Raw genomic sequence first — 25,275 nt, 5'->3', positions numbered from 1 at the left:
GCAATAGGCTCACCTGTATGTCTCCGGCCAAACAACGCGCCCGTACATACGACCCCGCCAAGATCCGCAAGGCCGTACTGGCCCAGTTCGGGAACGTACGGGAGGCCGTATGCACCCTGACCCCCGAGCAGCTGGCCGGGCCCACCCGGCTCGGCGAGTGGACCGTCCGCGACCTCGCCGCGCACCTGACCATGGCCGTGGAGACCGTCAGCCGCAACCTGGAGCGCGACGAGCCGGGCAAGGCGGAACTCACCCTCCTGGAGTGGCCGTTCGCCACCGCGTCCCGGGCCGCCGACATCGCCGACGGCACCCGGAGCCTCGCCGAGGCCAACCCCGACCTCGACGCCCTCTACACCCGCACCGGCGAGCGCCTCACCGAGGCCCTCGCCACCGCCCCCGACACCCGCATCCTGGCCGCCCGCACCGGTGCCATGACCCTCGCCGACTACGTCGTCACCCGCACCGTCGAACTCGTCGTCCACACCGACGACCTGAACGCCGCCGTCCCCGGCCTCGACATTCCCTACGACCGCCAGGCCCTGGCCGCCTGCACCCGGCTCCTCGCCGACGCCCTGGCCGCAAAGGCGCCCGGCGGCGCGACCGAGGTGCGGATCCCGCCGTACGCCGTGGTGCAGTGCATCGAGGGCCCCCGGCACACCCGGGGCACCCCGCCGAACGTCGTCGAGACCGGTCCGCTGACCTGGATCCGGCTCGCGACCGGGCGGGTGACCTGGGCGGACGCGCTTCAGGAGGCCCAGGTCAGCGCCAGTGGGGAACGGGCGGATCTGAGCGCGCTGCTGCCGCTCATGGGGTAGCTCGTATGGCCCAACCGGGGAACCGGTCTCCCGTCCCTCCCGTCCCATCGGCATGGACAAACAGCGACTCACCCTCGCCGTCCTGACCGTGCTTCCGCTCGTCATGGCGTGCGGCAGTGACACGGGCAGCGCCTCGGTGGCAACGGCAGTGTCCGGCGTCCACTGGAAGGTGGACAGCGTCACCGTGGACGGCGCCACCCGGCGCGCTCCCGCCGACGCCGAGATACTGATCCGCGAGGACGGAACCGCCGTGGGCAACTACGGCTGCAACGAGTTCGGCGCGAAGGCGGCCTTCGAGGACCACCGCGTCGAGCTGACGAACGCCCACCAGACCCTGATGGCCTGCGAGCCGCGCCGCATGACCTTCGAGCGGGCCCTCTCCCGCACCCTCACCGACCACTCGCTCACGGTCGAGGCCAAGGGCGACAGCCTGACGCTCACCGCCCACGACGGCGACCGCATCCGGCTGACCAAAGCGACCGATGAAGCGACCAAGGAGAAGGACGCCCCTCTGTACGGGACGAAGTGGACGATCACGGCACTCGGTGCCACCGACTCCACGGCGACCAGCCTGCCGCGGCAGCAGAGGGCGTCCACGTACCTAGTCTTCGACCAGAAATCCGGCACCGTCACCGGCCGCCTCGGCTGCAACCACGTCAATGCGAAAGCCACGGTGCGCGACGGACATATCACCCTGGGCGCCCCGTCCACCACGCGAATGATGTGCGACACCTCACTCATGCATACGGAGAGGAGCCTCCTGCGCCTCTTCGACGGCACTGCGACCTATCGGTTGGATCATCAAACCCTCACGCTGACCAGCGAAAACGGAGAAAGCGCCAAGGCGGTCGCCGAGCAGTGATCCATTAGCGGCAGGTATCCCCAATTCGGACCAGTGGTCGATCTCGCCTACACTCGGTGCCGTGCCACGTGGTGACGGTCGACTCAGTCATGATCTGCTCCCCGGCGAGAAAGGCCCCCAGGACGCTTGCGGCGTCTTCGGAGTCTGGGCTCCCGGTGAAGAGGTCGCCAAGCTCACTTACTTCGGGCTCTACGCCCTCCAGCATCGGGGCCAGGAATCCGCGGGTATCGCGGTCAGCAACGGCTCCCAGATCCTCGTCTTCAAGGACATGGGCCTCGTCTCCCAGGTCTTCGACGAGACCTCGCTCGGTTCGCTCCAGGGTCATATCGCGGTCGGTCACGCCCGCTACTCGACCACCGGCGCCTCCGTGTGGGAGAACGCCCAGCCGACGTTCCGCGCCACCGCGCACGGCTCCATCGCGCTCGGCCACAACGGCAACCTGGTCAACACGGCGCAGCTCGCCGAGATGGTCGCCGACCTGCCCAAGCAGGAGGGCGGCCGTACGCCGCGCGTGGCGGCCACCAATGACACCGACCTGCTCACCGCGCTGCTCGCGGCCCAGGTCGACAAGGACGGTAAGCCGCTGACCATCGAGGAGGCCGCCCACGCGGTCCTTCCGCAGGTCAAGGGCGCCTTCTCGCTCGTCTTCATGGACGAGCACACCCTGTACGCCGCCCGCGACCCGCAGGGCATCCGCCCGCTGGTCCTCGGCCGCCTCGAGCGTGGCTGGGTCATCGCCTCCGAGTCCGCCGCCCTTGACATCTGCGGTGCGAGCTACGTCCGCGAGATCGAGCCGGGCGAGTTCGTGGCCATCGACGAGAACGGCCTCCGCACCTCTCGATTCGCGGATGCGAAGCCCAAGGGCTGTGTCTTCGAGTACGTGTACCTGGCCCGCCCCGACACCGACATCGCCGGCCGGAACGTGTACCTCTCCCGCGTGGAGATGGGCCGCAAGCTCGCCAAGGAAGCCCCGGTCGAGGCCGACCTGGTCATAGCGACCCCGGAGTCCGGCACCCCGGCCGCCATCGGCTACGCGGAGGCCTCCGGCATCCCCTTCGGCGCGGGTCTCGTGAAGAACGCGTACGTCGGCCGGACCTTCATCCAGCCCTCGCAGACGATCCGCCAGCTCGGCATCCGTCTGAAGCTGAACCCGCTGAAGGAAGTCATCAAGGGCAAGCGCCTGGTCGTCGTCGACGACTCGATCGTGCGCGGCAACACCCAGCGCGCCCTGGTCCGCATGCTCCGCGAGGCGGGCGCCGCCGAGGTCCACATCCGGATCTCGTCCCCGCCCGTGAAGTGGCCCTGCTTCTTCGGCATCGACTTCGCCACCCGCGCCGAGCTCATCGCCAACGGCATGACCATCGACGAGATCGGCACCTCGCTGGGCGCCGACTCCCTGGCGTACATCTCCATCGACGGCATGATCGAGGCGACCACGATCGCCAAGCCGAACCTGTGCCGCGCCTGCTTCGACGGCGAGTACCCGATGGAGCTCCCGGACCCCGAGCTGCTCGGCAAGCAGCTCCTGGAGACCGAGCTGGCCGCGGGTCCCGCGGCCACGGCCGCGGCCGACGCGATCCGTCGCCCGTAAAGCCCGTGCTGTGCTTTTTTTGAATACGTCTGCAGTACGACACGAAAGTTCTCACCGTCATGTCTGAGACAACTGGTGCCAGCTACGCAGCCGCGGGCGTCGACATCGAAGCGGGCGACCGCGCCGTAGAGCTGATGAAGGAGTGGGTGAAGAAGACACAGCGCCCCGAGGTCCTCGGCGGCCTCGGCGGGTTCGCCGGTCTCTTCGACGCCTCCGCCCTCAAGCGCTTCGAGCGTCCCCTCCTCGCCTCCGCCACCGACGGCGTGGGCACCAAGGTCGACATCGCGCGCCAACTCGGCGTCTACGACACCATCGGCCACGACCTGGTCGCCATGGTCATGGACGACATCGTGGTCTGCGGCGCCGAGCCGCTGTTCATGACCGACTACATCTGCGTCGGCAAGGTCCACCCCGAGCGGGTCGCCGCGATCGTCAAGGGCATCGCGGAGGGATGCGTACTGGCCGGCTGCGCCCTGGTGGGCGGCGAGACGGCCGAACACCCGGGACTGCTCGGCCCGGACGACTTCGACGTCGCCGGCGCCGGTACGGGCGCGGTGGAGGCCGACCGGCTGCTGGGCCCGGATCGCATCCGTACGGGTGACACGGTGATCGCCATGGCGGCCTCCGGGCTTCACTCGAACGGGTACTCGCTGGTCCGGCACGTCCTGCTGAACCAGGCGGGCCTGTCCCTCGACGCGCGGATCGAGGAGCTCGGCCGCACCCTCGGCGAGGAACTCCTCGAACCGACCAAGATCTACTCGCTGGACTGCCTGGCCCTCACCCGCACCACCGAAGTGCACGCGTTCAGCCACGTCACGGGTGGCGGCCTCGCCGCGAACCTCGCCCGTGTCATCCCCGACGACCTGCACGCGATCGTGGACCGCTCCACCTGGACCCCGGCCCCGATCTTCGACCTCGTCGGCAGGACGGGCCAGGTCGAGCGCCTGGAGCTGGAGAAGACCCTCAACATGGGCGTCGGCATGATCGCCATCGTCCCCGAGGAGTCGACGGACGTGGCCCTGGCGACGCTGGCCGACCGCGGGGTCGAGGCATGGGTGGCCGGAGAGATCACCGACCGTGGGGACCACGCGACGGGCGCGGCCCTCGTCGGCGACTACAGCGCCTGACGAGCGCGACGGCAGCACAAAACCCGGTCCGGTGGTGTGGACCACTCCCGGACCGGGTCAAGCACTGCTGAGTGCGTCAAGCGCCGCGGCGATGTTGCGACGCGGGACCGGACTCGTCGTCCTCGTCCTCATCGTCGTCGTTGTAGAGATCCGCGTACTGGGCGTACGGGTCGTCTTCCTCGTCGTCGTCGTCCTCGAACGGCTCGCCATTCGGCGGCTGGCTCGAAGTCGATGCGCCCAGCTCATTGGCCAGACGCGACAGGTCAGTCCCGCCGCTGCTGTACTTCAGCTGGCGGGCGACCTTCGTCTGCTTGGCCTTTGCCCGGCCGCGCCCCATGGCTCGACCCCCTCGGATACGGGGCTCGGTGGCCCCAGAGTCTTGACACGCGTTCATGATCTGAAACGGGCTCTCCGTGGAGAGACCCGTCCGTAGGGCTTCCACGGTACCTGAGCCCGCGCCCATACGGTACGTCGCCCGCAGGACGGGCCCGGGTCCAGGACCCTCGGGGCGCCCCGTCCCCGCTGGTCAACCGCGATTTTAACCACTTCTCGGCAGGCGACCCGCCGACGAACGTGAGAGTTCTCTCTAAGTGTGCGCCGACGGGTACCGGCCAAACCTCCTGAAGGTCAGCGACCGCGCCCGGCGGCCGCCTCGTGCATCCGCTGCTCGGCGATCCGGTCGGCCGCGGCGGCCGGCGGAATCCCGTCCTCCTTCGCACGTGCGAATATGGCCAGCGTGGTGTCGAAGATCTTCGCCGCCTTCGCCTTGCACCGGTCGAAGTCGAAGCCGTGGAGCTCGTCGGCGACCTGGATGACACCGCCGGCGTTCACCACGTAGTCCGGCGCGTAGAGGATCCCGCGGTCGGCGAGGTCCTTCTCGACGCCCGGGTGGGCGAGCTGGTTGTTTGCGGCGCCGCAGACGATCCTCGCGGTCAGCGCGGGCACGGTGTCGTCGTTCAGGGCCCCGCCGAGCGCACAGGGGGCGTAGATGTCGAGGCCGTCGACACGGATCAGGGTGGCGGTGTCGGCGACGGCCGTCACGCCCTCCGGATGCGCCGCGAGGATCCGCCCCACGGCCTCCTCGCGCACATCGGTGATCACGACCTCGGCGCCCTCGTCCCGCAGATGCTTCACGAGGTGGTGGCCGACCTTCCCGACGCCCGCGATGCCGACCCTGCGGCCGCGCAGCGACGGGTCGCCCCACAGGTGCTGGGCGCTGGCGCGCATGCCCTGGTAGACGCCGAAGGCGGTCAGGACGGAGGAGTCGCCGGCGCCGCCGTTCTCGGGCGAGCGGCCGGTCGTCCAGCGGCACTCGCGGGCGACGACGTCCATGTCGGCGACATACGTACCGACGTCGCACGCGGTGACGTAGCGCCCGCCGAGGGAGGCGACGAACCGGCCGTAGGCGAGGAGCAGCTCCTCGGTCTTGATCTTCTCCGGGTCGCCGATGATCACGGCCTTGCCGCCGCCGTGGTCGAGGCCGGCCATGGCGTTCTTGTACGACATCCCGCGCGCGAGGTTGAGCGCGTCGGCGACGGCCTCCGCCTCGTTCGCGTACGGGTAGAAGCGCGTACCGCCGAGCGCGGGGCCCAGAGCGGTGTTGTGGATGGCGATGACGGCCTTGAGGCCACTGGCGCGGTCCTGGCAGAGCACGACTTGCTCATGTCCGCCCTGGTCCGAGTGGAACAGGGTGTGCAGTACATCAGCAGGTGCGCCGGTTACGTCGGTCACTGTGGTGACTCCTGAAGTAAGTAGCGGCGGTTGGAGACCAGCTCCCGTGCGGGTGGCGGGTGCTGTGAGCATGAGATTAGAGCCTGGGGCGCCCGGCCACCGCGCAGTGCTCAGGATCACCCACTCGCGGAGTACGTCCGTGCGACGATTTGCATAGATTTCCCGCCCGTTTGTGAGCGGGTTCCGCAGGTTTTCCCGGTGGTGGGCGGGGGAGGGAGCAGGCGTGCCCAAGGTGTCCTCGGTGATCGTCCCGTACGCGACGTATCTGCGCGTGTACGAGCCACTGGCCGCCTTCCCCGAGCCGGAGCGCAGCCACTGGGCGCGCTATGCCCGGCGCGCGGACCGCCCCACGTACCAGGACGAACTGCGCCGCTCCCTGGCCGACTTGGTGCCCACCCCGCCGATCCCGGTGCCGGTGCACGAGAGCAGCGACGCGTTCGTGCTGGAGGCCGACGGGGTGCTGTGCGTGTGTCCGTGGCGCACCCGGCTGCGCGGCTGGCAGGCGCTCCAGGAGCTGCCCGAGGAGCTGCCGAGGCCGGTTCTGGACGCGGTGCTGCCGGAGGTCGTACGACGGCAGGCGAGCCAGGACTACGAGCGCTGGCTGGTCCGCAACCCGGACGCCCGCCCCTGGATCCGCACGGCGACCTGGCAGGTGCCGCTGCACTGGTTCGTACTGGTGTCGGACCAGGAGCGGCGCTTCGACAAGGGCTCCGGCGAGATTCCCCCGATGCTGCGCTACCAGACGCCGATGGTGCAGGCGCGGCGGCGGGTGGCGCGGGCTCTGCGGGCCCTGAAGGACGGCATCGACGAGGGGCCGCTGATCGACGGCCTGGTGGACGTGGGGCGCTGGCTGGAGGAGTTCCACCCGCGCTCGACGGTGGAGCTGGACTACGGCGGTCTGGTCCACGCGCTGCCCGCCGGCGAGCTCGAGGACGATCACTCGGCGGCGGACGTCGCCGAGGGCATCGAGGCGCTCCGGCAGGGCGACGGGGCGGCCGCGGGGGCGGCGTACGCGCGGCTGGTGGAGCGCTGGCGGTCGGTCCGGGACCGGCGTTCGGCCAACTGAGAGCGCCTTCAGGTAACGAACTGACGTTTGACGAATCGCCCGTTTTGGGGTTTCGTCCTCGCACCGAAGTGTGCTCTGAGTTTCCTGAGGTTTCGTCAACATGGGACGTAGGTCCCGATCCGGGCGTTCATCTCAAGCCGTGCCAAGCGTGACGGACCGCACTTACGCGGCCCTTGCGTCCCTTGCCCCTCCTCGTGCCAAAATAGGACAAGGAGTCCGGGGAGGGCTCCGTCCGTCCCAGTGCGTACCACTGTGGGCGGAATCTCAGCATTGCACGCTTTGGGGGGTCTCGTGGCTCCTGATTGTCCTGTGACTGATCGTCACAGTGACGTGACTGTCCGCTATGGCATGGTCCATCGGCTTCCGTCGCTGATGAACACCTGGAGGGGCAATTCCATCGGTTTGGCCGACGCGGCTGGACAGATGGTGTAGTTGTAGTGCCGAGGACAAGCCGTTCGTCCTATAACCGACTCGACCCGCATCCGCCATTTCGGGCAACGCGGGTCAAGGTGCAGAATTTAGAGGAAAGAACCGAGAAGGTTCGGTTCTCCCGAGGAGGCCGCTCATGACCGCTCGCACCCCTGATGCCGAGCCGCTGTTGACCCCGGCTGAGGTCGCCACCATGTTCCGTGTCGACCCCAAGACGGTCACGCGGTGGGCGAAGGCCGGAAAGCTCACTTCGATTCGAACGCTCGGCGGGCACCGCCGCTACCGCGAGGCGGAGGTCCGTGCTCTGCTCGCGGGCATCCCGCAGCAGCGCAGCGAGGCCTGAACAACTGCATAACCGGGCAAACCGGCAGGTCCCCCAACTTGCCGCGGCGCCCGAACCCTAGCTCCAAGCGACGCGGGGTCTGCCCCAACAGGCTCCACGCCCACGCTCTTCAGAGCTTTCCCAGCAACACACAGGGTGCGTCGTCGATCGCGCTGGACTCCGCCGGGTCCAGCGCGATCTTTTTTGTGCGCATGGCGTGCCCTGTCGCAGGGCCTGTGAGTGGCCTTGTCGGAGTCTGGGGAGGGGTGTCGGATCTCCTGTGGGGCCCGCAAGGCGGCGCGCCGGGGGAGCCTCCCGGAGGGGTCCCCGGGTGGTGCAATTGCACATATAAAATTGACCACTTGTAGGCGGGGTGTAAGTACCGCGGTTTCAGAAACTCATGCGGTGACACCCGTCACATGCCACGGTCCTTGTTGCCGTCGGCATCCGTGCGCTAGAGGAGGCACGTGGTCCAGATTCCCATGGCGGGGCGGGTGTTGGGAGGGGCCGATGGTCATGCGCCGGCGGGACTTTCGTCCTCGGCGACCTCGTCCGGGACCTCGGCGGCCCTCGGCGAGGCGTCCAGAGCCAGCCGCAGCAGGTGGTGGCAGATGGGGCAGTGGCGGGTCAGATGGCCGTACGACTGAGCGGCCGACAGATGCGCACGGAGCAGGGCCCGTGTCTCGTGCCTGACCGACGCCGCCATAAGCCACCTCCAGCGGGCCGCACGGGGAGCAGGCCCTGTCTTCTGGGTACCGAGGGAAAGTGACGGCGTCAAGACGGCGTGGGGCTCCGCCGGGTGCGGGGTGACTGCCGTGCCGCGCCTCTGAGGGCACCCGGAGCTGCCCTGACCGTAGCCCGGGGGCTGCGCCCCCAGACCCCCGCTTCGGCCTGAACGGCCTCGCCCTCAAAACGCCGGACGGGCTGAAAATGCCGACCGGCGCTGCGGATACGAAGAAGGGCCCGCGTCCCTCGACGGGATGCGGGCCCTCTCGCTCACTGCGGTCCTGACGGGATTTGCTGTACCCGATTGCGGCTGCGCCGCGGGCGCGGCCTCCACCTTGACAGGGTGGCGGGTGGTGGGTGTGCGGGCGGGCATGAAGAAGGGCCCGCGTCCCTTGTGGGATGCGGGCCCTCTCACTCACTGCGGTCCTGACGGGATTTGAACCCGCGGCCTCCACCTTGACAGGGTGGCGAGCACTCCAAACTGCTCCACAGGACCAGGTTTCGCGGCGCCATTTGTGCGTTGCGCTGCGAGAAGAGACTGTACAGGAGGGTGAGCCCGCTGGTCGAACTCACCCCGTGTGTACGGCCGGTTACGGTACGGCCGCGTCGATCGCCTTCACGATCCGCTTGTCGGAGACGGGGTACGCCGTGCCGAGGGCGTGGGCGAAATAGCTGACCCGGAGCTCCTCGATCATCCAGCGGATGTCCGTGACGGAGGACGGGACCGGACGGCCCTGGGGCATCTGCTCCAGCAGCCATGCGTACTCGTCCTGCATCTCGTGGACCTTCTCCATGCGCGTCGTGTCCCGCTGGACGCCGGTCGGCATCTGCTGGAGGCGGCGGTCCGCGGCCACCAGGTACCGCATCAGGTCGGCGAGGCGCCGCAGCCCCGCCTCCGTCACGAAGCCCGGCTTCACGAGGGCGTCCAGCTGCTTTCGCACGTCCTGGAGGTTCGGCAGCAGCGCAGGGCTGCGTACGGCCTTCAGACGGCGCTCACAGGCCTGCCAGGCGGCCAGTACCTGCTGTACCTGCCCCACCGTCCGGACCGTCGTGTCCACGATCTCCGCGCGCACCTTGTCGTACAGCTTCCGGTACGACTCCTCGTCCCACGCCGGGCCCCCGAAGTCCCCGATCAGCTTGTCCGCCGCCGCCATCGCGCAGTCGTCGAACAGGGCCTGGATCGAGCCGTGCGGGTTGGCGGACAGGGCGAGCTTCTGGGGGTTCGTCAGCTTCTCGGACGCGAACTTCGCAGGGTTGACGGGGATGTTGCGCAGGATCAGCCGCCGCGTGCCCTTCCACATCGCCTCCGCCTGCTCCGCCTCCGTGTCGAAGAGACGGACCGAGACCGTGTCGCCGTCGTCCACCAGCGCCGGGAACGCCTTCACCGGCTGGCCCGCCCGGCGCGTCTCGAAGACGCGGGTGAGGGAGCCGATCGTCCAGTCGGTCAGGCCCTTGCGCTCCAGGGACTCCCCGCCCTCGCGGGACGCGGTGGCCGCGGCCGCCTGGGAGAGGGCCTGGCGTGCCTTCGGCCTCAGCTGGAGCCTCAGCGCCTCGAGGTCCTTGTCCTCGGCGAGCTTGCGCCGCCGCTCGTCGACGATACGGAAGGTGATGCGGAGGTGGTCCGGGACCTTCGACCAGTCGAAGTCGGACGCCTCGAACGGCACGCCGACCATCCGCTTCAGCTCGCGCGCCATGGTCACCATCAACGGCTCCTGCAGCGGGACCGCCGTGTCCAGGAAGCGCTTCGCGAAGTTCGGCGCCGGCACGTAGTTGCGGCGGATCGGCTTCGGCAGCGAGCGGATCAGCTCGGTGACGAGTTCCTCCCGCAGGCCCGGGATCTGCCAGTCGAAGCCCTCGTCCGTGACCTGGTTGAGGACCTGGAGGGGGACATGGACCGTCACACCGTCCGCGTCGGCGCCCGGCTCGAACTGGTACGTCACCCGGAACTTCAGCGGCCCCTGCCGCCACGAGTCGGGATAGTCGGCCTTGGTGACCGCCTCCGCCGACTCCCGGATGAGCATCTCCCGCTCGAAGTCCAGGAACTCCGGCTGCTCGTGCCGCTTCCGCTTCCACCAGGAGTCGAAGTGGGCGCCGGAGACGACGTGTTCGGGCACCTTCTGGTCGTAGAAGTCGAAGAGCGTGTCGTCGTCGACGACGATGTCCCGGCGCCGGGCGCGGTGCTCCAACTCCTCGACCTCGCTGAGGAGTCTGCGGTTGTCGGCGAAGAACTTGTGGTGCGTGCGCCAGTCGCCCTCGACGAGCGCGTTGCGGATGAACAGCTCGCGGCTCGTCTCCGGGTCGACACGGCCGTAGTTCACCTTCCGCTGGGCGACGATCGGCACGCCGTACAGCGTGACCTTCTCGTACGCCATCACGGCCGCCTGGTCCTTCTCCCAGTGCGGTTCGCTGTACGTGCGCTTGATCAGGTGCTCGGCGAGCGGCTCGACCCACTCGGGCTCGATCTTCGCGTTGACGCGCGCCCAGAGGCGAGAGGTCTCGACGAGCTCGGCCGACATCACGAACCGCGGCGGCTTCCTGAAGAGCGCCGAGCCGGGGAAGACCGCGAACTTCGCGTTCCTTGCCCCCAGATACTCGTTCTTCGCGCCCTCCTTCACGTCCTTCATGCCGATGTGCGACAGCAGACCGGCCAGGAGGGAGACGTGGACACGGTCGCCGGGCGCGTCCTCCTCGTTGAGGTGGATGCCCATCTGCTTGGCGACAGTTCTCAACTGCGTATAGATGTCCTGCCATTCACGGATGCGCAGGAAGTTGAGGTACTCCTGCTTGCACATCCGGCGGAAGGACGACGAACCCCGCTCCTTCTGCTGCTCGCGGACGTAACGCCACAGGTTGAGGTAGGCGAGGAAGTCGCTGGTCTCGTCCTTGAAGCGGGCGTGCTGCTGGTCGGCCTGGGCCTGTTTGTCGGCGGGGCGTTCGCGCGGGTCCTGGATGGACAGCGCGGCGGCTATGACCATGACCTCGCGGACACAGCCGTTCTTGTCGGCCTCCAGGACCATACGGGCCAGACGGGGGTCGACCGGCAGCTGGGCGAGCTTGCGGCCGGTCTGTGTGAGCCGCTTCCGTGCGTCCTTCTCCGCCGGGTCCAACGCGCCCAGTTCCTGCAGCAGTTGAACGCCGTCGCGGATGTTGCGGTGGTCCGGCGGGTCGATGAACGGGAACTTCTCGATGTCGCCGAGGCCGGCCGCGGTCATCTGCAGGATGACGGAGGCGAGGTTCGTACGGAGGATCTCCGCGTCCGTGAACTCCGGGCGGGCGAGGAAGTCGTCCTCGGAGTAGAGGCGGATGCAGATGCCGTCGGACGTACGGCCGCAGCGGCCCTTGCGCTGGTTGGCGCTGGCCTGCGAGATCGCCTCGATGGGCAGCCGCTGGACCTTGGTCCGGTGGCTGTACCGGCTGATCCGGGCGAAGCCCGGGTCGATGACGTACTTGATGCCCGGGACGGTGAGGGAGGTCTCGGCGACGTTGGTCGCCAGAACGATCCTGCGCCCCGTGTGCTGCTGGAAGACGCGGTGCTGCTCGGCGTGCGAGAGCCGGGCGTAGAGCGGGAGCACCTCAGTGAACCGGTAGTTCTTCTTGACCAGCGCGTCGGCGGTGTCCCGGATCTCCCTTTCCCCCGAGAGGAAGACGAGGATGTCGCCCTTGCCCTCCCCCTGAAGCTCCTCGACGGCATCGCAGATCGCGGTGATCTGGTCCCGGTCGGAGTCGTCCGAGTCCTCTTCGAGGAGGGGCCGGTAACGCACCTCGACCGGATACGTCCGCCCGCTGACCTCGATGATCGGCGCATCGCCGAAGTGCCTGGAGAAGCGCTCGGGATCGATGGTCGCGGAGGTGATGACGACCTTGAGATCGGGCCGCTTCGGCAGCAGCTGCGCGAGATAGCCCAGCAGGAAGTCGATGTTGAGGGACCGCTCGTGGGCCTCGTCGATGATGATCGTGTCGTACGCGCGCAGCTCACGGTCGGTCTGGATCTCGGCGAGCAGGATGCCGTCGGTCATCAGCTTGATGAAGGTGCCGTCCTGGTTCACCTGGTCGGTGAACCGCACCTTCCAGCCGACGGCCTCGCCGAGCGGGGTGTCCATCTCCTCGGCCACACGCTCGGCGACGGTACGGGCGGCGATACGACGGGGCTGGGTGTGCCCGATCATGCCGCGCACGCCCCGCCCGAGCTCCAGACAGATCTTCGGAATCTGCGTGGTCTTTCCGGACCCGGTCTCACCGGCGACGATGACCACCTGGTGATCGCGGATGGCCTCCGCGATGACGTCCTTCTTCTGGCTGACCGGCAGCTGCTCGGGATACGAGACGGCGGGGACCCGGCCGCGCCGCTCGCCCATCCGCCCCTCGGCCTTCGCGATCTCCGCCTCGATCTCGGCGAGGACGGCGGCCTGGGCCTCCGGCTTACGGATCTTGCGCGCGCCTTCGAGCCTGCGCCCGAGCCGGTGCGCGTCGCGCAGGGAGAGCTCGGTCAGGCGGGGGGCGAGGGTGCCGAGGGCCGGGGTGGCGGGGGCAGGGTGCGTAGACATACGCGATCCAGGATCTCATCCCGGGGAAATCCCTGGCGAACGATTTGCCGCCCGGCCGCTGAACAGGGGATTTGTTCGCAGGCTCGCAGTCTCAGGTGGTCCGCTGTCCCGGAGGTGCCGTGGGCGCGGGCTGCTGCTGCCGCATGCCACCCTCCCCCAGCGCGATGGACCTGGCGGTGTTGGAGACGGCCTTGATCCCGAGGTAGGCCGTGGTCATGCTGCTCACCGCGGTGAACGCGGCCGTGAGCACCCCCACGACCACCGCCTTGTCCCCGTCGAGCCGCCACACCCCGAAGATCGCGACCCCCGCGATCGCAAGATTGCTGATCACGACGGCCAGCAGTCCGTACCGAGCCCGGTCCTTCTCCAGCTCGACATCCCGGATGGCCTTGGCCTCGTCCCGACTCATCGTCCCCCGCCCCCCTTGGCCCTACGCCGACCAGCCAGAACGTAGCGCCACACCGCAACCCTGCCAAGCGGCCGGCCCGCCATCCTCAGCCGGCCTGCAGTTCGGCGATCCGGGCGTCGACCTGTGCCCGGTCGTAACCCCGGCGAGCGATGTCGAAGGCCGGGGGTGCGTCGGGGGCCGTACCGGCGACCAGCTGTGCGAGGTAGGCGTCGACCTGGGTGCGGTCATAGCCGCGCCGGACGATCTCGAAGCCGAAGATCTCGGGTGCCATCCTGTTCCTTTTGTTGTCTTTGTTGCCCTGCTTCGGTCAGCTCGCCGGGAAGATGTCGTAGTCGCCCAAGAGGTCGACGTATACGTCCACCGGGCCGGCACCCGCGTTGTAGAGGTCGATCTCGCCGTCGGCGCCGACCTTGACCAGCGCGTGGTTGGCCGCGGTGTGGCCCTTGGTGAAGTTCAGCGCGTACACACCGGGGCGCGAGGTGCCGTCGGCGTAGGCGACGAGGTAGCCGCTGCCCGACGGGGAGGGCACGGTGAGGTTCAGGTCGACGGCGGTGACTCCGGTCGCCGGGACGCCGTGGGCGCCGGTGACCTTGAGTTTGAGGGTGGAGTGGGCGGCGAGCCTGGCGACCTTGCCCGTGCCGGCTCCGGTGCGGGTGTTGAGAATGCGGGCGGGGGCGGTGGGCAGGAACTCCGAGCCGTTCGCGGTGGTGCCGTACCAGCCGACGAGGTCCGCGACGAGGTTCGCCGACGCCCTGCCGGTGTTGCGCAGCACGACCTTGCCGTCGACCAGCGGAAGCACGATCTGGGCGGAGGCGGTCTGCCCGGTCGTCCAGTACGGGCCGGTCACGGAGGAGCCCGTGGTGCCGTGTGTGGAGGCGACGAGAGTGCCGGACGACTTGGTGGTGGTCGCGGTGACATTGAGGACCACCGCGTTCGCTCCCGCCGGGACACCGTGCGTGCCGCCGACCGCCAACGTGACCGAGTGGCCGCCGGCGACCGGGCCGGTGCTGCCTCCGGTGCCGTTGCGGGTGTCGAGCAGGCGGACCGGAGAGGCCGGGTGGTAGGTGTCGGCGTACTGCGCGTGCGACTGGATGCCGACCGTGGCGACGTCGACCGTCACCGCACCGGAGCTGCCGTTGTAGATGTCGACCGAACCGGTCGGGGTGACCTTGACCGTCGCCTCGTTGAGCGCCGTCCGGCCGGACTCGAAGTTGATGGTGGACGTGCCGGGGCGGGTGGTGCCGGCGGTGTAGAGGGTGAGGGAGCCGCTCGCCTTGGCCGCGCTGGTGACGAGCTGTAGCTGGGCCGCGTCCACACCGCTGGAGTCGGCGCGCAGGGTGGCCGCCGAGAGCTTCAGGACGCCGTGGGCGGCGATCGTCTTCTCGGTGTCGTACTGCGGGGTCATCGCGACGAAGGCGTCCGCCGAGTGGAAGGTCGTGGTGGCGGTGGTGGTGCGGCCGAGCCGGTCGGTCTGGGTCAGGGTGGCGGTGTAAGTGCCGGGGGCCGGGTACTGGTGCACCGTCTGCCCGACGCCGTCGCCCACGCTGTCGTGGCTGCCGTCGCCGAAGTCCAGGACCCGGCTGAGGACCTCCCACGAGTCGGTCGGTTCCGGCACGGCGAACTGGGCGGTCCCCGCGTTGATCTGGCCGTCGCTGGTGGCGTCGACGGCTGCGGACAGCGAGGCGGGCGGCGGCGTGGCCGTAGCCGCCATCGTCCAGTTGGCCCCGGCCGTGCTGGTTCCGTCGCTGTCGGTGACCGTGATGCGTGCGAGGTATCGACCCGGCGTGCTGTAGGTGTGGGCGATGGGGGAGCCCGCCGCGCCGGTGACCGGGGCGCTGCCGTCCCCGAAGTCGACCGAGTACGTGAGCGCCTTGGCCCAGTTGCTGACGGCGTCCGTCTTCACCGAGGTGTCGAATGGCGCGATGCCGCTCGATGGGTAGGCGTCGGCGGGAATCGTGATGACGTCCTCGCGTTCGACGGCGCCTCGGTCGGGAGGGGGTGTGCCGGTGCCGGTGTTGTCGACGATCGGGTCGTCGGCTCGCGGGTGGCCCACGTAGTCGGTGCCGAGTTCGCCGGGCGCGTTGGAGTCGGCCGAGTCGATGAGGCGGGAGCGCTCGGGCGGCTGGCTCCCGAAGGGAGCGGAGAGTCCGTCGATGTCGTGAGTGCCCTGTGCTGTCCCCGCCTGGAACGCCGTGCTGGAGGCGTACGAGGTGCCGCCCCAGGAGTACTCGGCGCGCGACGGGGCGGAAGCGCCCGTGTCGTTCGCCGCCACGTTGTAGTCGGCGGTGACCTGGTCCGTGGAGTCGGTCGACACCGCGTAGAGCGGTGCGGTCGGTGCCGGGCAGCTGCTGCTCTGCGCCGCTCCCGTGTTGATGACCACGTTGTTCTCCACAGCCCCGGAGCTGCCGCCGTCCAGCGAGATTCCGGTGGCGCACGGCGCGAGGAGCGTGTTGCTCGTCACGTATGCGCCCGTTGTTCCGGTGACTGCGATCCCGCCCTGCCGCATCGTGGTGATCACGTCGGTCGTCACGGTGACCCGGGCGGCTCCCGGCTCCACCCGCACGCCGTACGCGTACGAGGGGCCCATCCAGCTCCGTGAGACGGTCACGTCGGAGGACGTGCCGTCCACGCCTACCGCGGTTCCCGTGGCGGGGACCGACAGGGCCGGGTGATAGATCGCCAGCTGGTTGAGGGTCACGTTCTCGGAGCCCTTCACCGCCACGCCGTTTCCGCCGTCGTCGGTGAAGGACAGCGATTCGACGTCGACGTCGTGCACCGCGTCCAGCGTCAGCGCCGGTGCGGTGCCGGGCCACGAGAGCACCGCCCGCGAGTTGGTCGTACCGGGTTGCGCCCCCGTGAAGGTGATCGGCGCATCACTGGTCCCCGACCGCGTCAGCGTCACCGCTCCCGAGTACGGATCGCCCTTCGGCGACAGGATCCGGACCGTGTCCCCCGGCGCCACCACGTCCGCCGCTGCCTGCACGCTGCAGAAGGGCAGGTCCTCGGCTCCCACTCCGCTGTCACTGCACGCCACGTCATGGTTGACGTACAGCGTCGCGCCGGACCCCGAGTCCGCCGCCGCCGGCCCGGTCCCCCAGCCGCTCATCAGCCCCGCCACGACGATCACTGCGAGGGACAGTCCGACGGCGGGGCGGGGTCTGTGCACGGGGTCTCCCGGGAGCGTTCGTGGTGAGGTCACGAGAACGCCGGTGGGGCAGCGTTGACATGCAGCTGTCATGGTGTCAGCCCCGACTCAAAGGAACGCCATGATCCACCCTGCTCTTGCCCAAAACAGAACCGCCCGACGGGCATGAAAAACCCCCTCCGGGAAGATCCCGAAGGGGGTTTGCCCTGATGGGGCGTTGTGGCTGGGGCCGGGGTCGAACCGGCGACCTATCGCTTTTCAGGCGATCGCTCGTACCAACTGAGCTACCCAGCCACGAGGCTTCCGGGGAAACCTCAGCGGTCCTGACGGGATTTGAACCCGCGGCCTCCACCTTGACAGGGTGGCGAGCACTCCAAACTGCTCCACAGGACCAAGCTGTTGCGTACGACAGTGTCGCACACGGTGTTGCGTGCCCCCAACGGGATTCGAACCCGTGCTACCGCCTTGAAAGGGCGGCGTCCTAGGCCGCTAGACGATGAGGGCTATCGGCCCGCCTGGGCGCCTCTCAGCGCGTCGGGGACGTGAGAAGCATATGGGATGGCGGGAGGTATCGCCAAAACGGTTTACGGGGTGGAGGTGGCAGGGGTCGGTGGGGTGGGAGTGGAGGAGGTGGAGGGGGTGGCTCCCGGCTGGTTCTCCTTCGGGAGGTGGCGGGTGACCTCCGCCGTCGTCTCGCCCAGGCCGCCCAGTTTGATCGCGTCCCAGGCCTGGAGGCGGCGGGTGCCGCGGTCGAAGTAGAGGATCGAGGCCTCGATCGGGGCCGGGTATTTGTGTTCCAGGGCGCGCAGGCCGCTGCCGCCCGTCGAGCCCTCCATGCGCAGCCGGGTGCCGTTCTTCAGGATCTCGTCGCCCTCGTGGTGCAGGTGGCCGCAGAGGACGAGCGGTACCTCGCCGTCGACCTGGCGAGCCGCCGACGGTTCGTGGGCCATGGCCACGTCGACCGGGGTGCCCGCGTTCTTCTGGTCGCTCAGGGCCGCGGCCAGACGGTCCCCGGCCAGCTGCTCCGACTCGTCGGCGCCGATCACCTTCGAGCGGTCGGGGGTGAACTGCGGGTCGCCGATGCCTGCGAAGCGCAGGCCCGCGATCGTCTCCGCCCGGCCGTCGTCCAGGACGTGCACGTTCTTCATGCGGGACAGATAGCGCTGGGTGAGGTGCGAGTCGTGGTTGCCCCTGACCCAGACGTACGGCGCCCCGAGGTCCGCGATCGGGTCGAGGAAGCCGTTCTCCGCCGCCGTGCCGTGGTCCATCGTGTCGCCCGTGTCGACGATCACGTTGACCTTGTACTGGTCCACCAGCGACGCGATGATCTTCCAGCTCGCGGGGTTGAGGTGGATGTCCGAGACATGCAGGACGCGGACGGTCGTGGGGTCCGGCTGGTAGGCGGGGAGGGTGGACGTGACGTCGTAGAGCTTCGTCACGTTGGTCACCAGGCGCGCCAACTCCTTCTGGTAGACGTCGAATTCGGTGACGATGTTGCGGGCGTTGCCGACCAGGGAGGGCGCCGAGGAGAGCAGCCCCGAGTACTTCGGTTCGAGGACGGATTCGGGGTTCCAGGTCGCGTACGCCGAGGCCCCGCAGGCCATCAGGAGGGCCAGGGCCGTGCCGCCGGCGGCGAGGGCGCGGCGGGGGCGGCGGTAGACCGCGAGGCCGAGGGCGGTGGCTCCCGACACCACGGCGACGCAGGAGCGCAGGGCCAGGTCGAGGGTGCCGTGCTCGACGTCGTGGACGACCTCGTCCTGGAGGCCGGAGAGCCGTTCGGGGTGGTCGACCAGGGCCTGGGCGCGGACCGGGTCCAGCTGGTCGACGTTGACGTCCAGGCGGACGGGCGCGCGGTGGCTGTTCAGCTGCAGGGCGCCGAGCGGCGAGACGTTGATCTTCGTGCCGCCGGTGATGGACGGGCGCAGGGTCATCGTCGTGTTCATGGGGCCGACCGGGACTCGTACGTTGCCGACGATCAGCAGGCCCAGCCAGGCGCCGATCAGGACCACGGCGACCAGACCCAGGGCGCGGGGCCAGGGGTGCGGCTGCCGGACCAGCTCCAGGGCCGGGTGGGGACGGCGTGCGCGGTAGTGGCGGGTGAGGGTGCGCGGGGACTTGCGTACCCGGTTCAGGACGGTGGCGGCGATGGCGGGGACGCGGGCCATTGGTCCCGTATGCCCAAGTGCGGGGGTGGATATGCGGGTGGGGGCCATGACTCTCGTACCGGCGTCCTGTGACTGACAATGGGCCTGTGCTGGAGATGACGCGCGAGGAGTTCGAGGAACTGGTCGCCGAGGCGCTCGACCGGATCCCGCCGGAGCTGACGCGGCTGATGGACAACGTCGCGGTGTTCGTCGAGGACGAGCCGCCGGCGGACGATCCCGAGCTGCTCGGGCTCTACGAGGGGACTCCGCTGACGGACCGGGGCGAATGGTACGCCGGGGTGCTGCCGGACCGGATCACGATCTACCGGGGGCCGACGCTCAGGATGTGCGAGTCGCGGGAGGACGTCGTCGCGGAGACCGAGGTGACCGTGGTGCACGAGATCGCGCATCACTTCGGGATCGACGACGCGCGGCTGCACGCACTCGGTTACGGATGAGCGGTGCGCGTGTCCTCTTGTGGGCGGCGGGAGTTGGGCAGGTTGACTCCTTCCCCCGCCTCGGAGGTGGCTTTCCGTGCGCCGCTTGTACGTACCCGTCCGTCTGGCCGCCACGGTCATGGCCGTTGCCGCTGCCGCCGGCTGCATGAGCGTGGGCGAGGACGGGGGAGGCGGCAGTGCGAAGCCGTCGCACTCCGCGGGGCAGCGGGGCGGCGCGGCGCCCGACGGGGGAACGGGCGTGTCCGGCAGGGGCGGTGGGGTCGGCATCGCCGCCGACGGCAAGCACAAGGGCGGCAAGCGGGAGAAGGACAAGGGCGGCGCGTCGGCGTCCCCCTCCGCCTCGCCGTCCGCGGGGGCCGGCCAGTCCGCTCCTCCGGCGGGCAAGCCGGGGAACGGGAAGAGCGAGAAGCCCGGGGATCCTGCGCCGACCGTTGCGACGCCGACTCCGACGGTCGCCGAGCCGCAGCCGACGCCGAGCGAGCAGCCGACCTCCGCCTCGCCCGCGCCGACGGTCGCCGAGCCGTCGTCGTCGGCGCACGAGGAGACGGCGCCGCAGATGGTGGAGCGGGAGCCCGCGCCCACGGCGGGGTCACCGGCGTAGGAGTGTGATCTGGCCTACGTCCTTGGGGTTCGGTTTGCCTCCGGCGGTGATGGGTGCGTATGGTGGTAGATCGTTTGATCCCATTGCCCGGCGCCACTGCAGAGCGCGCCGCGTGGCGCGTTCTCTCCCTTGCCGTGGCTGACCGCATAGAGGCGGTCGTATTGCGAAATCACGGAGTTGACGGGCGCGTGCCGACGAGACTCCGGAAGGTTTCGCTTCAGCATGTCCATTTCCAGTACTGATCACGTCGTCGTGCCCGAGAACGAGGGCACCGAGGACGCTCCCGAGGTCACCTTCGCGGACCTCGGTCTCCCCGAGGGCGTGGTGCGCAAGCTCGCCCAGAACGGCGTGACCACCCCCTTCCCGATCCAGGCCGCGACCATCCCGGACGCCCTGGCCGGCAAGGACATCCTCGGCCGTGGCCGCACCGGCTCCGGCAAGACCCTCTCCTTCGGTCTGCCGACCCTGGCCCGGCTCGCCGGCGGTCGCACCGAGAAGCACAAGCCGCGCGCGATCATCCTCACGCCGACCCGTGAGCTCGCCATGCAGGTGGCGGACGCGCTGCAGCCGTATGGCGACGTCGTCGGCCTGAAGATGAAGGTCGTCTGCGGCGGTACGTCGATGGGCAACCAGATCTACGCCCTGGAGCGCGGTGTCGACATCCTCGTCGCCACGCCCGGCCGTCTGCGCGACATCATCAACCGGGGCGCCTGCTCCCTGGAGAACGTCGAGGTCGCCGTCCTCGACGAGGCCGACCAGATGTCCGACCTGGGCTTCCTGCCCGAGGTCACCGAACTGCTCGACCAGGTCCCGGCCGGCGGTCAGCGGATGCTCTTCTCCGCGACCATGGAGAACGAGATCTCCACGCTGGTCAAGCGCTACCTGGTCGACCCGGTCTCGCACGAGGTGGACGCCGCCCAGGGCGCCGTCACGACCATGTCGCACCACATCCTGATCGTGAAGCCCAAGGACAAGGCGCCGGTCACGGCCGCGATCGCCTCCCGCAAGGGCCGCACCATCATCTTCGTCCGCACCCAGCTGGGCGCCGACCGTATCGCCGAGCAGCTGCGCGAGGCGGGCGTGAAGGCCGACGCGCTGCACGGCGGCATGACCCAGGGCGCCCGGACCCGGACGCTGGCCGACTTCAAGGACGGTTACGTCAACGCGCTCGTCGCCACCGACGTCGCCGCCCGCGGTATCCACGTCGACGGCATCGACCTGGTCCTGAACGTGGACCCGGCCGGTGACCACAAGGACTACCTGCACCGCGCCGGCCGTACGGCTCGTGCCGGCCGCACGGGTACGGTCGTCTCCCTCTCCCTGCCGCACCAGCGCCGCCAGATCTTCCGGCTGATGGAGGACGCGGGCGTCGACGCCGGGCGTCACATCATCAACTCCGGTACGGCCTTCGAGCCCGAGGTCGCCGAGATCACCGGCGCCCGTTCGATGACCGAGGTCCAGTCCGAGTCCGCGGCCAACGCGGCGCAGCAGGCCGAGCGCGAGGTGTCCCACCTCACCAAGCAGCTGGAGCGGGCGCAGCGCCGCGCGACCGAGCTGCGCGAGGAGGCCGACCGGCTGGTCGCCCGGGTCGCCCGCGAGCGCGGCGAGGACCCGGAGGCCGCGGTGGCCGAGGCGCAGGCGGCGGTCGCCGAGGCCGTCGAGGCGGTCGAGGTGTCCGTGCCCGAGCAGCCGGTGGCGCAGGACGCCGACCGTGGTGAGCGTGCCGAGGGTTCGTCGTCTTACGAGCGTCGTGAGCGTCGGGACAGCGACCGTGGCGGGTTCCGTCGGGACGAGCGTCGTGACGACCGCGGTGGCCGTTCCTTCGAGCGCCGCGACAACGACCGTGGTGGGTTCAACCGCGACCGTGACGACCGTGGTGGTCGCTCCTTCGAGCGTCGGGACAACGACCGCGGTGGGTTCCGCCGCGACGACCGTCGTGACGACCGTGGTGGCCGTTCCTTCGAGCGCCGCGACGACCGCGGTGGCCGTGGGTTCGAGCGTCGGGACAGCGACCGTGGCGGGTTCCGTCGGGACGAGCGTCGTGACGACCGCGGTGGCCGTTCCTTCGAGCGCCGTGACAACGACCGTGGTGGGTTCAACCGCGACCGTGACGACCGTGGTGGTCGCTCCTTCGAGCGTCGGGACAACGACCGTGGCGGCTTCCGCCGCGACGACCGTCCGGCCGGCCGTTCCTTCGAGCGCCGCGACGAGCGCAGCGGTCACCGTGGCAGCGACCGTCCCTTCAACCGCGACCGCCAGGGCGACCGCCCGGGCTTCCGCTCCGGCGGCCACGAGCGTCCCTACGGCCGCCGTGACGACCACCGCGGCACCGGCACCGGCGGCGGCTCCTCCTCCTTCGGGCGCCGCGACGACAAGCCGCGCTGGAAGCGCAACGGCTGACGCAGAGTGAGCTGAGCGAGGGCCCGTACGACTTCGGTCGTGCGGGCCCTTTGCGTACCAGGAACCCCAAGGGCCTTTTTTGGCCATGTTGTGATGCATGTCACGCCCTCGGGGAGGGAATCGCTGGGGGCATGACAGATGACGGCATAGCGAGCGGGCGCCCGGGTCTCTCGAAACCCTCGGATTCTCCGGAACTCTCGGACGAGGAACGGCTTGCCCAGCTCGGCTACACGCAGGTTCTCGCCCGCCGCATGTCGGCGTTCTCCAACTACGCGGTCTCGTTCACGATCATCTCTGTTCTGTCCGGCTGCCTGACCCTCTACCTCTTCGGCATGAACACGGGCGGCCCGGCCGTGATCACCTGGGGCTGGGTCGCCGTAGGCCTGATGACGCTGTTCGTCGGCCTGTCGATGGCCGAGATCTGTTCGGCCTACCCGACCTCCGCGGGCCTGTACTTCTGGGCCCACCGCCTGGCGCCCCCGCGTTCGGCCGCGGCCTGGGCGTGGTTCACGGGCTGGTTCAACGTGCTGGGCCAGGTGGCGGTGACGGCGGGCATCGACTTCGGTGCCGCGTCCTTCCTCGGCGCGTACCTGAACCTGCAGTTCGACTTCAAGGTGACGCCGGGCCGGACGGTACTGCTCTTCGCGGGCATCCTGATCCTGCACGGCGTGCTCAACACCTTCGGCGTCCGAATCGTCGCCTTCCTCAACGACGTGAGCGTGTGGTGGCACGTGCTGGGGGTCGGGGTGATCGTCGGCGCGCTGGCCTTCGTACCGGACCATCACCAGTCCGCGTCCTTCGTGTTCACGAAGTTCGTGAACAACACGGGCTGGGGCAGCGGTGTGTACGTGGTGCTGCTCGGCCTGCTGATGGCCCAGTACACCTTCACCGGCTACGACGCCTCCGCCCATATGACGGAGGAGACGCACGACGCGTCGACGGCGGGCCCCAAGGGCATCGTCCAGTCGATCTGGACGTCGTGGATAGCCGGTTTCGTGCTGCTGCTGGGCTTCACGTTCGCCATCCAGTCGTACGACAAGGAGCTCGCCTCGCCCACAGGGGCACCGCCCGCCCAGATCCTGCTGGACGGGCTCGGGGCGACGGCGGGCAAGCTGCTCCTGCTGGTCGTCATCGGCGCGCAGCTGTTCTGCGGGATGGCGTCGGTCACGGCCAACAGCCGCATGATCTACGCCTTTTCGCGCGACGGCGCCCTGCCCTTCTCGCACCTGTGGCACACGGTGAGCCCGCGGACCCGGACCCCGGTGGCTGCGGTATGGCTGGCGGCGGCCGGGGCGCTGGTACTGGGGCTGCCGTATCTGATCAATGTGACGGCGTATGCGGCGGTGACATCGATCGCGGTGATCGGCCTCTACATCGCGTATGTCATCCCCACGCTGCTGCGGCTGCGCAAGGGGGACGCCTTCGACCGGGGGCCGTGGCATCTGGGGCGCTGGTCGAGGGCGATCGGCGTCGTGTCGGTGGTGTGGGTGGGCGTGATCACGGTGCTGTTCATGCTGCCGCAGGTCTCGCCGGTCACCTGGGAGAGCTTCAACTACGCCCCGGTCGCGGTCCTTGCGGTCCTCGGCTTCGCGGCGGCGTGGTGGGGGGCGTCGGCCCGGCACTGGTTCCTCAACCCCGAGCACGCCCGCACGATCGCCCGCGAGGCGGCACGCACGGCACCCTCCGGGGGCGCCCCCGAAAAGGTCGATCCCTGACACTCCGGCTCGATCTTCCCCTCCGGCACGGCCGCGTCTGCGATACCCGATCGGAGACGCGGCCGTGTCCGGCTATGCTCGGGGAGGCAACATCGCCAGGGGCCCTTAGCTCAATTGGCAGAGCAGTGGACTTTTAATCCATTGGTTGTGGGTTCGAGTCCCACAGGGCCTACCGGTGGTGGTCGGGGGATATGCCCTCTGACCTGCTGTGCAGCGCCTGAGTCGGCTTCGGTCGGGTCGGGCGCTGCTTCGTTCTCAAGCCATTGCGTCAGCGATACGTGAGCGGATGCGCTCGCGGCCTGCGGATCGGGTGCCGCTTGGTCGGACGAATCAGCAGCCGCCGGACGCGACCGGGGGATCAACTTCGCTGCCCTCTCCGCGACTTCACGGTCCAGCTCAGGGAGCAGGCTCGTGTACGCGTCCGAGGTCAGCGTGATCGTGGAGTGCCGCAGCGTCTCCTTCACCGTGTGGATGTCGCCGCCGCCTCCGTGCGTGAGCGTCGCGGCGACGTGGCGCAGGTCCCGCAGGGTGATGGGCGGCAGGTCGGTTGTGGCGCGCTCCCCCGTGGCATGGTGGTCGCAGCTGCGGACCGCACTCGACTCCCTCGCTGAAGCCCCCACCGAACGCATCGCCGTACGGGAGGAGTGCATCCGCCGAGCCGTCCCCCAGTACACGGGCCGTGACGTCGGCGACATCGAGTGGTCCACCGCCCACGGCGACTTCCACTGGTCAAACCTCGGCGGCCCCGACCTCACCAAGCAGGTCGACGGTTGCCTCGACGCGGTCGGCGGGCACGACAGGATCCGCAGTCGCGTAGGCGCGTCCGTGCCCTCTTCCAGGGGGGGGCGAGTTCGGTGTCATGGCTGTCGATCATCTCGCCCCCGACAGCGCGCGTCAGCTCCGGCCGCGTCGGAAAGCAGTGCGTGACGAGAGTGCTGGAGCCGCCCAGCTCCTTCGGCCCGCAGCCCGAACAGGACAGGCGATTGATCACTGGCACGATTCATGTCGCCAATCAATTCTCGGCTGCCTGACAATTGAGTCGAGGGATTTCGAGGGAGGGCTCGGTTCTTGGATCAAAGGCCGACGGGTCGCGTGATGGCTCTGTGGCTGGTTACAAGGCGACGGCGTCCTTTGTGGTCGAGCTTGTGAGGTATGCCACGCAAGACTGCCACGCCCTTGTCGGTGCAGGT

At 69.3% G+C, this 25,275-nt stretch carries 18 protein-coding genes, 5 tRNA genes and 1 pseudogene; 11 read left to right on the top strand and 13 right to left on the bottom strand.

The features are described from left to right. Positions 1 to 17 precede the first annotated feature (17 nt). From P2Q00_RS44205 to purM, 4 genes are all read left to right on the top strand, one after another. A complete protein-coding gene (locus tag P2Q00_RS44205; RefSeq protein ID WP_275780443.1) occupies positions 18 to 815 on the top strand; it encodes a maleylpyruvate isomerase family mycothiol-dependent enzyme in 798 nt (265 codons plus the stop codon). 52 nt (positions 816 to 867) lie between these two features. Further along, complete coding sequence (locus tag P2Q00_RS44200) at positions 868 to 1,677, top strand: META domain-containing protein (protein ID WP_275780442.1); 810 nt, start codon at positions 868 to 870, stop codon at positions 1,675 to 1,677. Positions 1,678 to 1,738: 61 nt separating this feature from the next. Continuing rightward, a complete protein-coding gene (purF, locus tag P2Q00_RS44195; RefSeq protein WP_275780441.1) occupies positions 1,739 to 3,268 on the top strand; it encodes an amidophosphoribosyltransferase in 1,530 nt (509 codons plus the stop codon). Between the two features lie 59 nt (positions 3,269 to 3,327). After that, positions 3,328 to 4,395 (top strand): phosphoribosylformylglycinamidine cyclo-ligase, encoded by a 1,068-nt coding sequence (purM, locus tag P2Q00_RS44190; RefSeq protein ID WP_275780440.1) that lies wholly within the window; start codon positions 3,328 to 3,330, stop codon positions 4,393 to 4,395. Positions 4,396 to 4,471: 76 nt separating this feature from the next. Here the strand turns inward: purM and P2Q00_RS44185 are convergent, their stop codons facing one another. Next, positions 4,472 to 4,732, bottom strand: coding sequence for a DUF3073 domain-containing protein (locus P2Q00_RS44185; RefSeq protein WP_266517140.1), 261 nt, complete (start codon positions 4,730 to 4,732; stop codon positions 4,472 to 4,474). Positions 4,733 to 5,022: 290 nt separating this feature from the next. Then, complete coding sequence (locus tag P2Q00_RS44180) at positions 5,023 to 6,126, bottom strand: Leu/Phe/Val dehydrogenase (RefSeq protein WP_275780438.1); 1,104 nt, start codon at positions 6,124 to 6,126, stop codon at positions 5,023 to 5,025. 223 nt (positions 6,127 to 6,349) lie between these two features. Here P2Q00_RS44180 and P2Q00_RS44175 point away from each other — a divergent pair, with 223 nt between their 5' ends. After that, a complete protein-coding gene (locus P2Q00_RS44175) occupies positions 6,350 to 7,192 on the top strand; it encodes a DUF8083 family protein (protein ID WP_275780437.1) in 843 nt (280 codons plus the stop codon). 565 nt (positions 7,193 to 7,757) lie between these two features. Next, the gene (bldC, locus tag P2Q00_RS44170; RefSeq protein WP_003949541.1) at positions 7,758 to 7,964 is read left to right on the top strand and encodes a developmental transcriptional regulator BldC; all 207 of its coding nucleotides are present in this window, start codon (positions 7,758 to 7,760) and stop codon (positions 7,962 to 7,964) included. Positions 7,965 to 8,457: 493 nt separating this feature from the next. Here bldC and P2Q00_RS44165 read toward each other — a convergent pair whose 3' ends face one another. From P2Q00_RS44165 to P2Q00_RS44120, 10 genes are all read right to left on the bottom strand, one after another. Beyond that, positions 8,458 to 8,649 carry a DUF6274 family protein gene (locus P2Q00_RS44165; RefSeq protein ID WP_275780435.1) on the bottom strand — a complete coding sequence of 64 codons (192 nt, stop codon included), beginning with the start codon at positions 8,647 to 8,649 and terminating at the stop codon, positions 8,458 to 8,460. 441 nt (positions 8,650 to 9,090) lie between these two features. Continuing rightward, positions 9,091 to 9,165, bottom strand: a tRNA-Asp gene (locus P2Q00_RS44160). A gap of 94 nt (positions 9,166 to 9,259) precedes the next feature. Further along, positions 9,260 to 13,213, bottom strand: a complete 3,954-nt coding sequence (hrpA, locus tag P2Q00_RS44155) for an ATP-dependent RNA helicase HrpA (protein WP_275780434.1) — start codon at positions 13,211 to 13,213, stop codon at positions 9,260 to 9,262. A gap of 91 nt (positions 13,214 to 13,304) precedes the next feature. Beyond that, positions 13,305 to 13,622, bottom strand: coding sequence for a hypothetical protein (locus tag P2Q00_RS44150; RefSeq protein WP_275780433.1), 318 nt, complete (start codon positions 13,620 to 13,622; stop codon positions 13,305 to 13,307). 85 nt (positions 13,623 to 13,707) lie between these two features. After that, complete coding sequence (locus tag P2Q00_RS44145) at positions 13,708 to 13,893, bottom strand: DivIVA domain-containing protein (protein WP_275780432.1); 186 nt, start codon at positions 13,891 to 13,893, stop codon at positions 13,708 to 13,710. A 36-nt stretch (positions 13,894 to 13,929) separates the two neighbouring features. Beyond that, positions 13,930 to 16,788, bottom strand: coding sequence for a PKD domain-containing protein (locus P2Q00_RS44140; protein ID WP_275780430.1), 2,859 nt, complete (start codon positions 16,786 to 16,788; stop codon positions 13,930 to 13,932). Positions 16,789 to 16,987: 199 nt separating this feature from the next. Next, positions 16,988 to 17,061, bottom strand: a tRNA-Phe gene (locus P2Q00_RS44135). A gap of 24 nt (positions 17,062 to 17,085) precedes the next feature. Next, positions 17,086 to 17,160: transfer RNA gene (locus P2Q00_RS44130), tRNA-Asp, on the bottom strand. Between the two features lie 38 nt (positions 17,161 to 17,198). Further along, positions 17,199 to 17,271, bottom strand: a tRNA-Glu gene (locus P2Q00_RS44125). 80 nt (positions 17,272 to 17,351) lie between these two features. Next, the gene (locus P2Q00_RS44120) at positions 17,352 to 18,932 is read right to left on the bottom strand and encodes a metallophosphoesterase family protein (protein ID WP_275780429.1); all 1,581 of its coding nucleotides are present in this window, start codon (positions 18,930 to 18,932) and stop codon (positions 17,352 to 17,354) included. Positions 18,933 to 19,018: 86 nt separating this feature from the next. Here P2Q00_RS44120 and P2Q00_RS44115 point away from each other — a divergent pair, with 86 nt between their 5' ends. The 5 genes from P2Q00_RS44115 (at position 19,019) to P2Q00_RS44095 (ending at position 24,257) form a co-directional block, all read left to right on the top strand. Then, a complete protein-coding gene (locus P2Q00_RS44115) occupies positions 19,019 to 19,369 on the top strand; it encodes a metallopeptidase family protein (RefSeq protein WP_009327618.1) in 351 nt (116 codons plus the stop codon). 76 nt (positions 19,370 to 19,445) lie between these two features. Further along, a complete protein-coding gene (locus tag P2Q00_RS44110; protein WP_275780428.1) occupies positions 19,446 to 19,970 on the top strand; it encodes a hypothetical protein in 525 nt (174 codons plus the stop codon). Between the two features lie 222 nt (positions 19,971 to 20,192). Further along, positions 20,193 to 22,370, top strand: a complete 2,178-nt coding sequence (locus P2Q00_RS44105) for a DEAD/DEAH box helicase (RefSeq protein WP_275780426.1) — start codon at positions 20,193 to 20,195, stop codon at positions 22,368 to 22,370. Positions 22,371 to 22,501: 131 nt separating this feature from the next. Beyond that, complete coding sequence (locus tag P2Q00_RS44100; protein ID WP_425579544.1) at positions 22,502 to 24,085, top strand: amino acid permease; 1,584 nt, start codon at positions 22,502 to 22,504, stop codon at positions 24,083 to 24,085. Between the two features lie 99 nt (positions 24,086 to 24,184). Then, positions 24,185 to 24,257 (top strand) — tRNA-Lys (locus tag P2Q00_RS44095). A gap of 172 nt (positions 24,258 to 24,429) precedes the next feature. Here P2Q00_RS44095 and P2Q00_RS44090 read toward each other — a convergent pair. Further along, a pseudogene (locus P2Q00_RS44090) lies at positions 24,430 to 24,639 on the bottom strand (site-specific integrase); the annotation flags it as partial. Positions 24,640 to 25,275: the final 636 nt, after the last annotated feature.

The organism is Streptomyces coacervatus (assembly GCF_029223485.1).
GTDB lineage: Bacteria > Actinomycetota > Actinomycetes > Streptomycetales > Streptomycetaceae > Streptomyces > Streptomyces coacervatus.
Note: the sequence above shows the minus strand (reverse complement) of the source record. Positions and strands in the feature narration are given on the sequence as shown.

Excerpts from the sequence above, each read along its gene's own strand:
- P2Q00_RS44165 (WP_275780435.1), bottom strand. The coding sequence starts at position 8,649 with ATGGCGGCGTCGGTCAGGCACGAGACACGGGCCCTGCTCCGTGCGCAT.
- P2Q00_RS44150 (WP_275780433.1), bottom strand. The coding sequence starts at position 13,622 with ATGAGTCGGGACGAGGCCAAGGCCATCCGGGATGTCGAGCTGGAGAAG.
- P2Q00_RS44100 (WP_425579544.1), top strand. The coding sequence starts at position 22,502 with ATGACAGATGACGGCATAGCGAGCGGGCGCCCGGGTCTCTCGAAACCC.
- P2Q00_RS44205 (WP_275780443.1), top strand. The coding sequence starts at position 18 with ATGTCTCCGGCCAAACAACGCGCCCGTACATACGACCCCGCCAAGATC.
- P2Q00_RS44185 (WP_266517140.1), bottom strand. The coding sequence starts at position 4,732 with ATGGGGCGCGGCCGGGCAAAGGCCAAGCAGACGAAGGTCGCCCGCCAG.
- P2Q00_RS44145 (WP_275780432.1), bottom strand. The coding sequence starts at position 13,893 with ATGGCACCCGAGATCTTCGGCTTCGAGATCGTCCGGCGCGGCTATGAC.
- P2Q00_RS44120 (WP_275780429.1), bottom strand. The coding sequence starts at position 18,932 with ATGGCCCGCGTCCCCGCCATCGCCGCCACCGTCCTGAACCGGGTACGC.
- P2Q00_RS44105 (WP_275780426.1), top strand. The coding sequence starts at position 20,193 with ATGTCCATTTCCAGTACTGATCACGTCGTCGTGCCCGAGAACGAGGGC.
- bldC (WP_003949541.1), top strand. The coding sequence starts at position 7,758 with ATGACCGCTCGCACCCCTGATGCCGAGCCGCTGTTGACCCCGGCTGAG.
- P2Q00_RS44200 (WP_275780442.1), top strand. The coding sequence starts at position 868 with ATGGACAAACAGCGACTCACCCTCGCCGTCCTGACCGTGCTTCCGCTC.
- purM (WP_275780440.1), top strand. The coding sequence starts at position 3,328 with ATGTCTGAGACAACTGGTGCCAGCTACGCAGCCGCGGGCGTCGACATC.
- hrpA (WP_275780434.1), bottom strand. The coding sequence starts at position 13,213 with ATGTCTACGCACCCTGCCCCCGCCACCCCGGCCCTCGGCACCCTCGCC.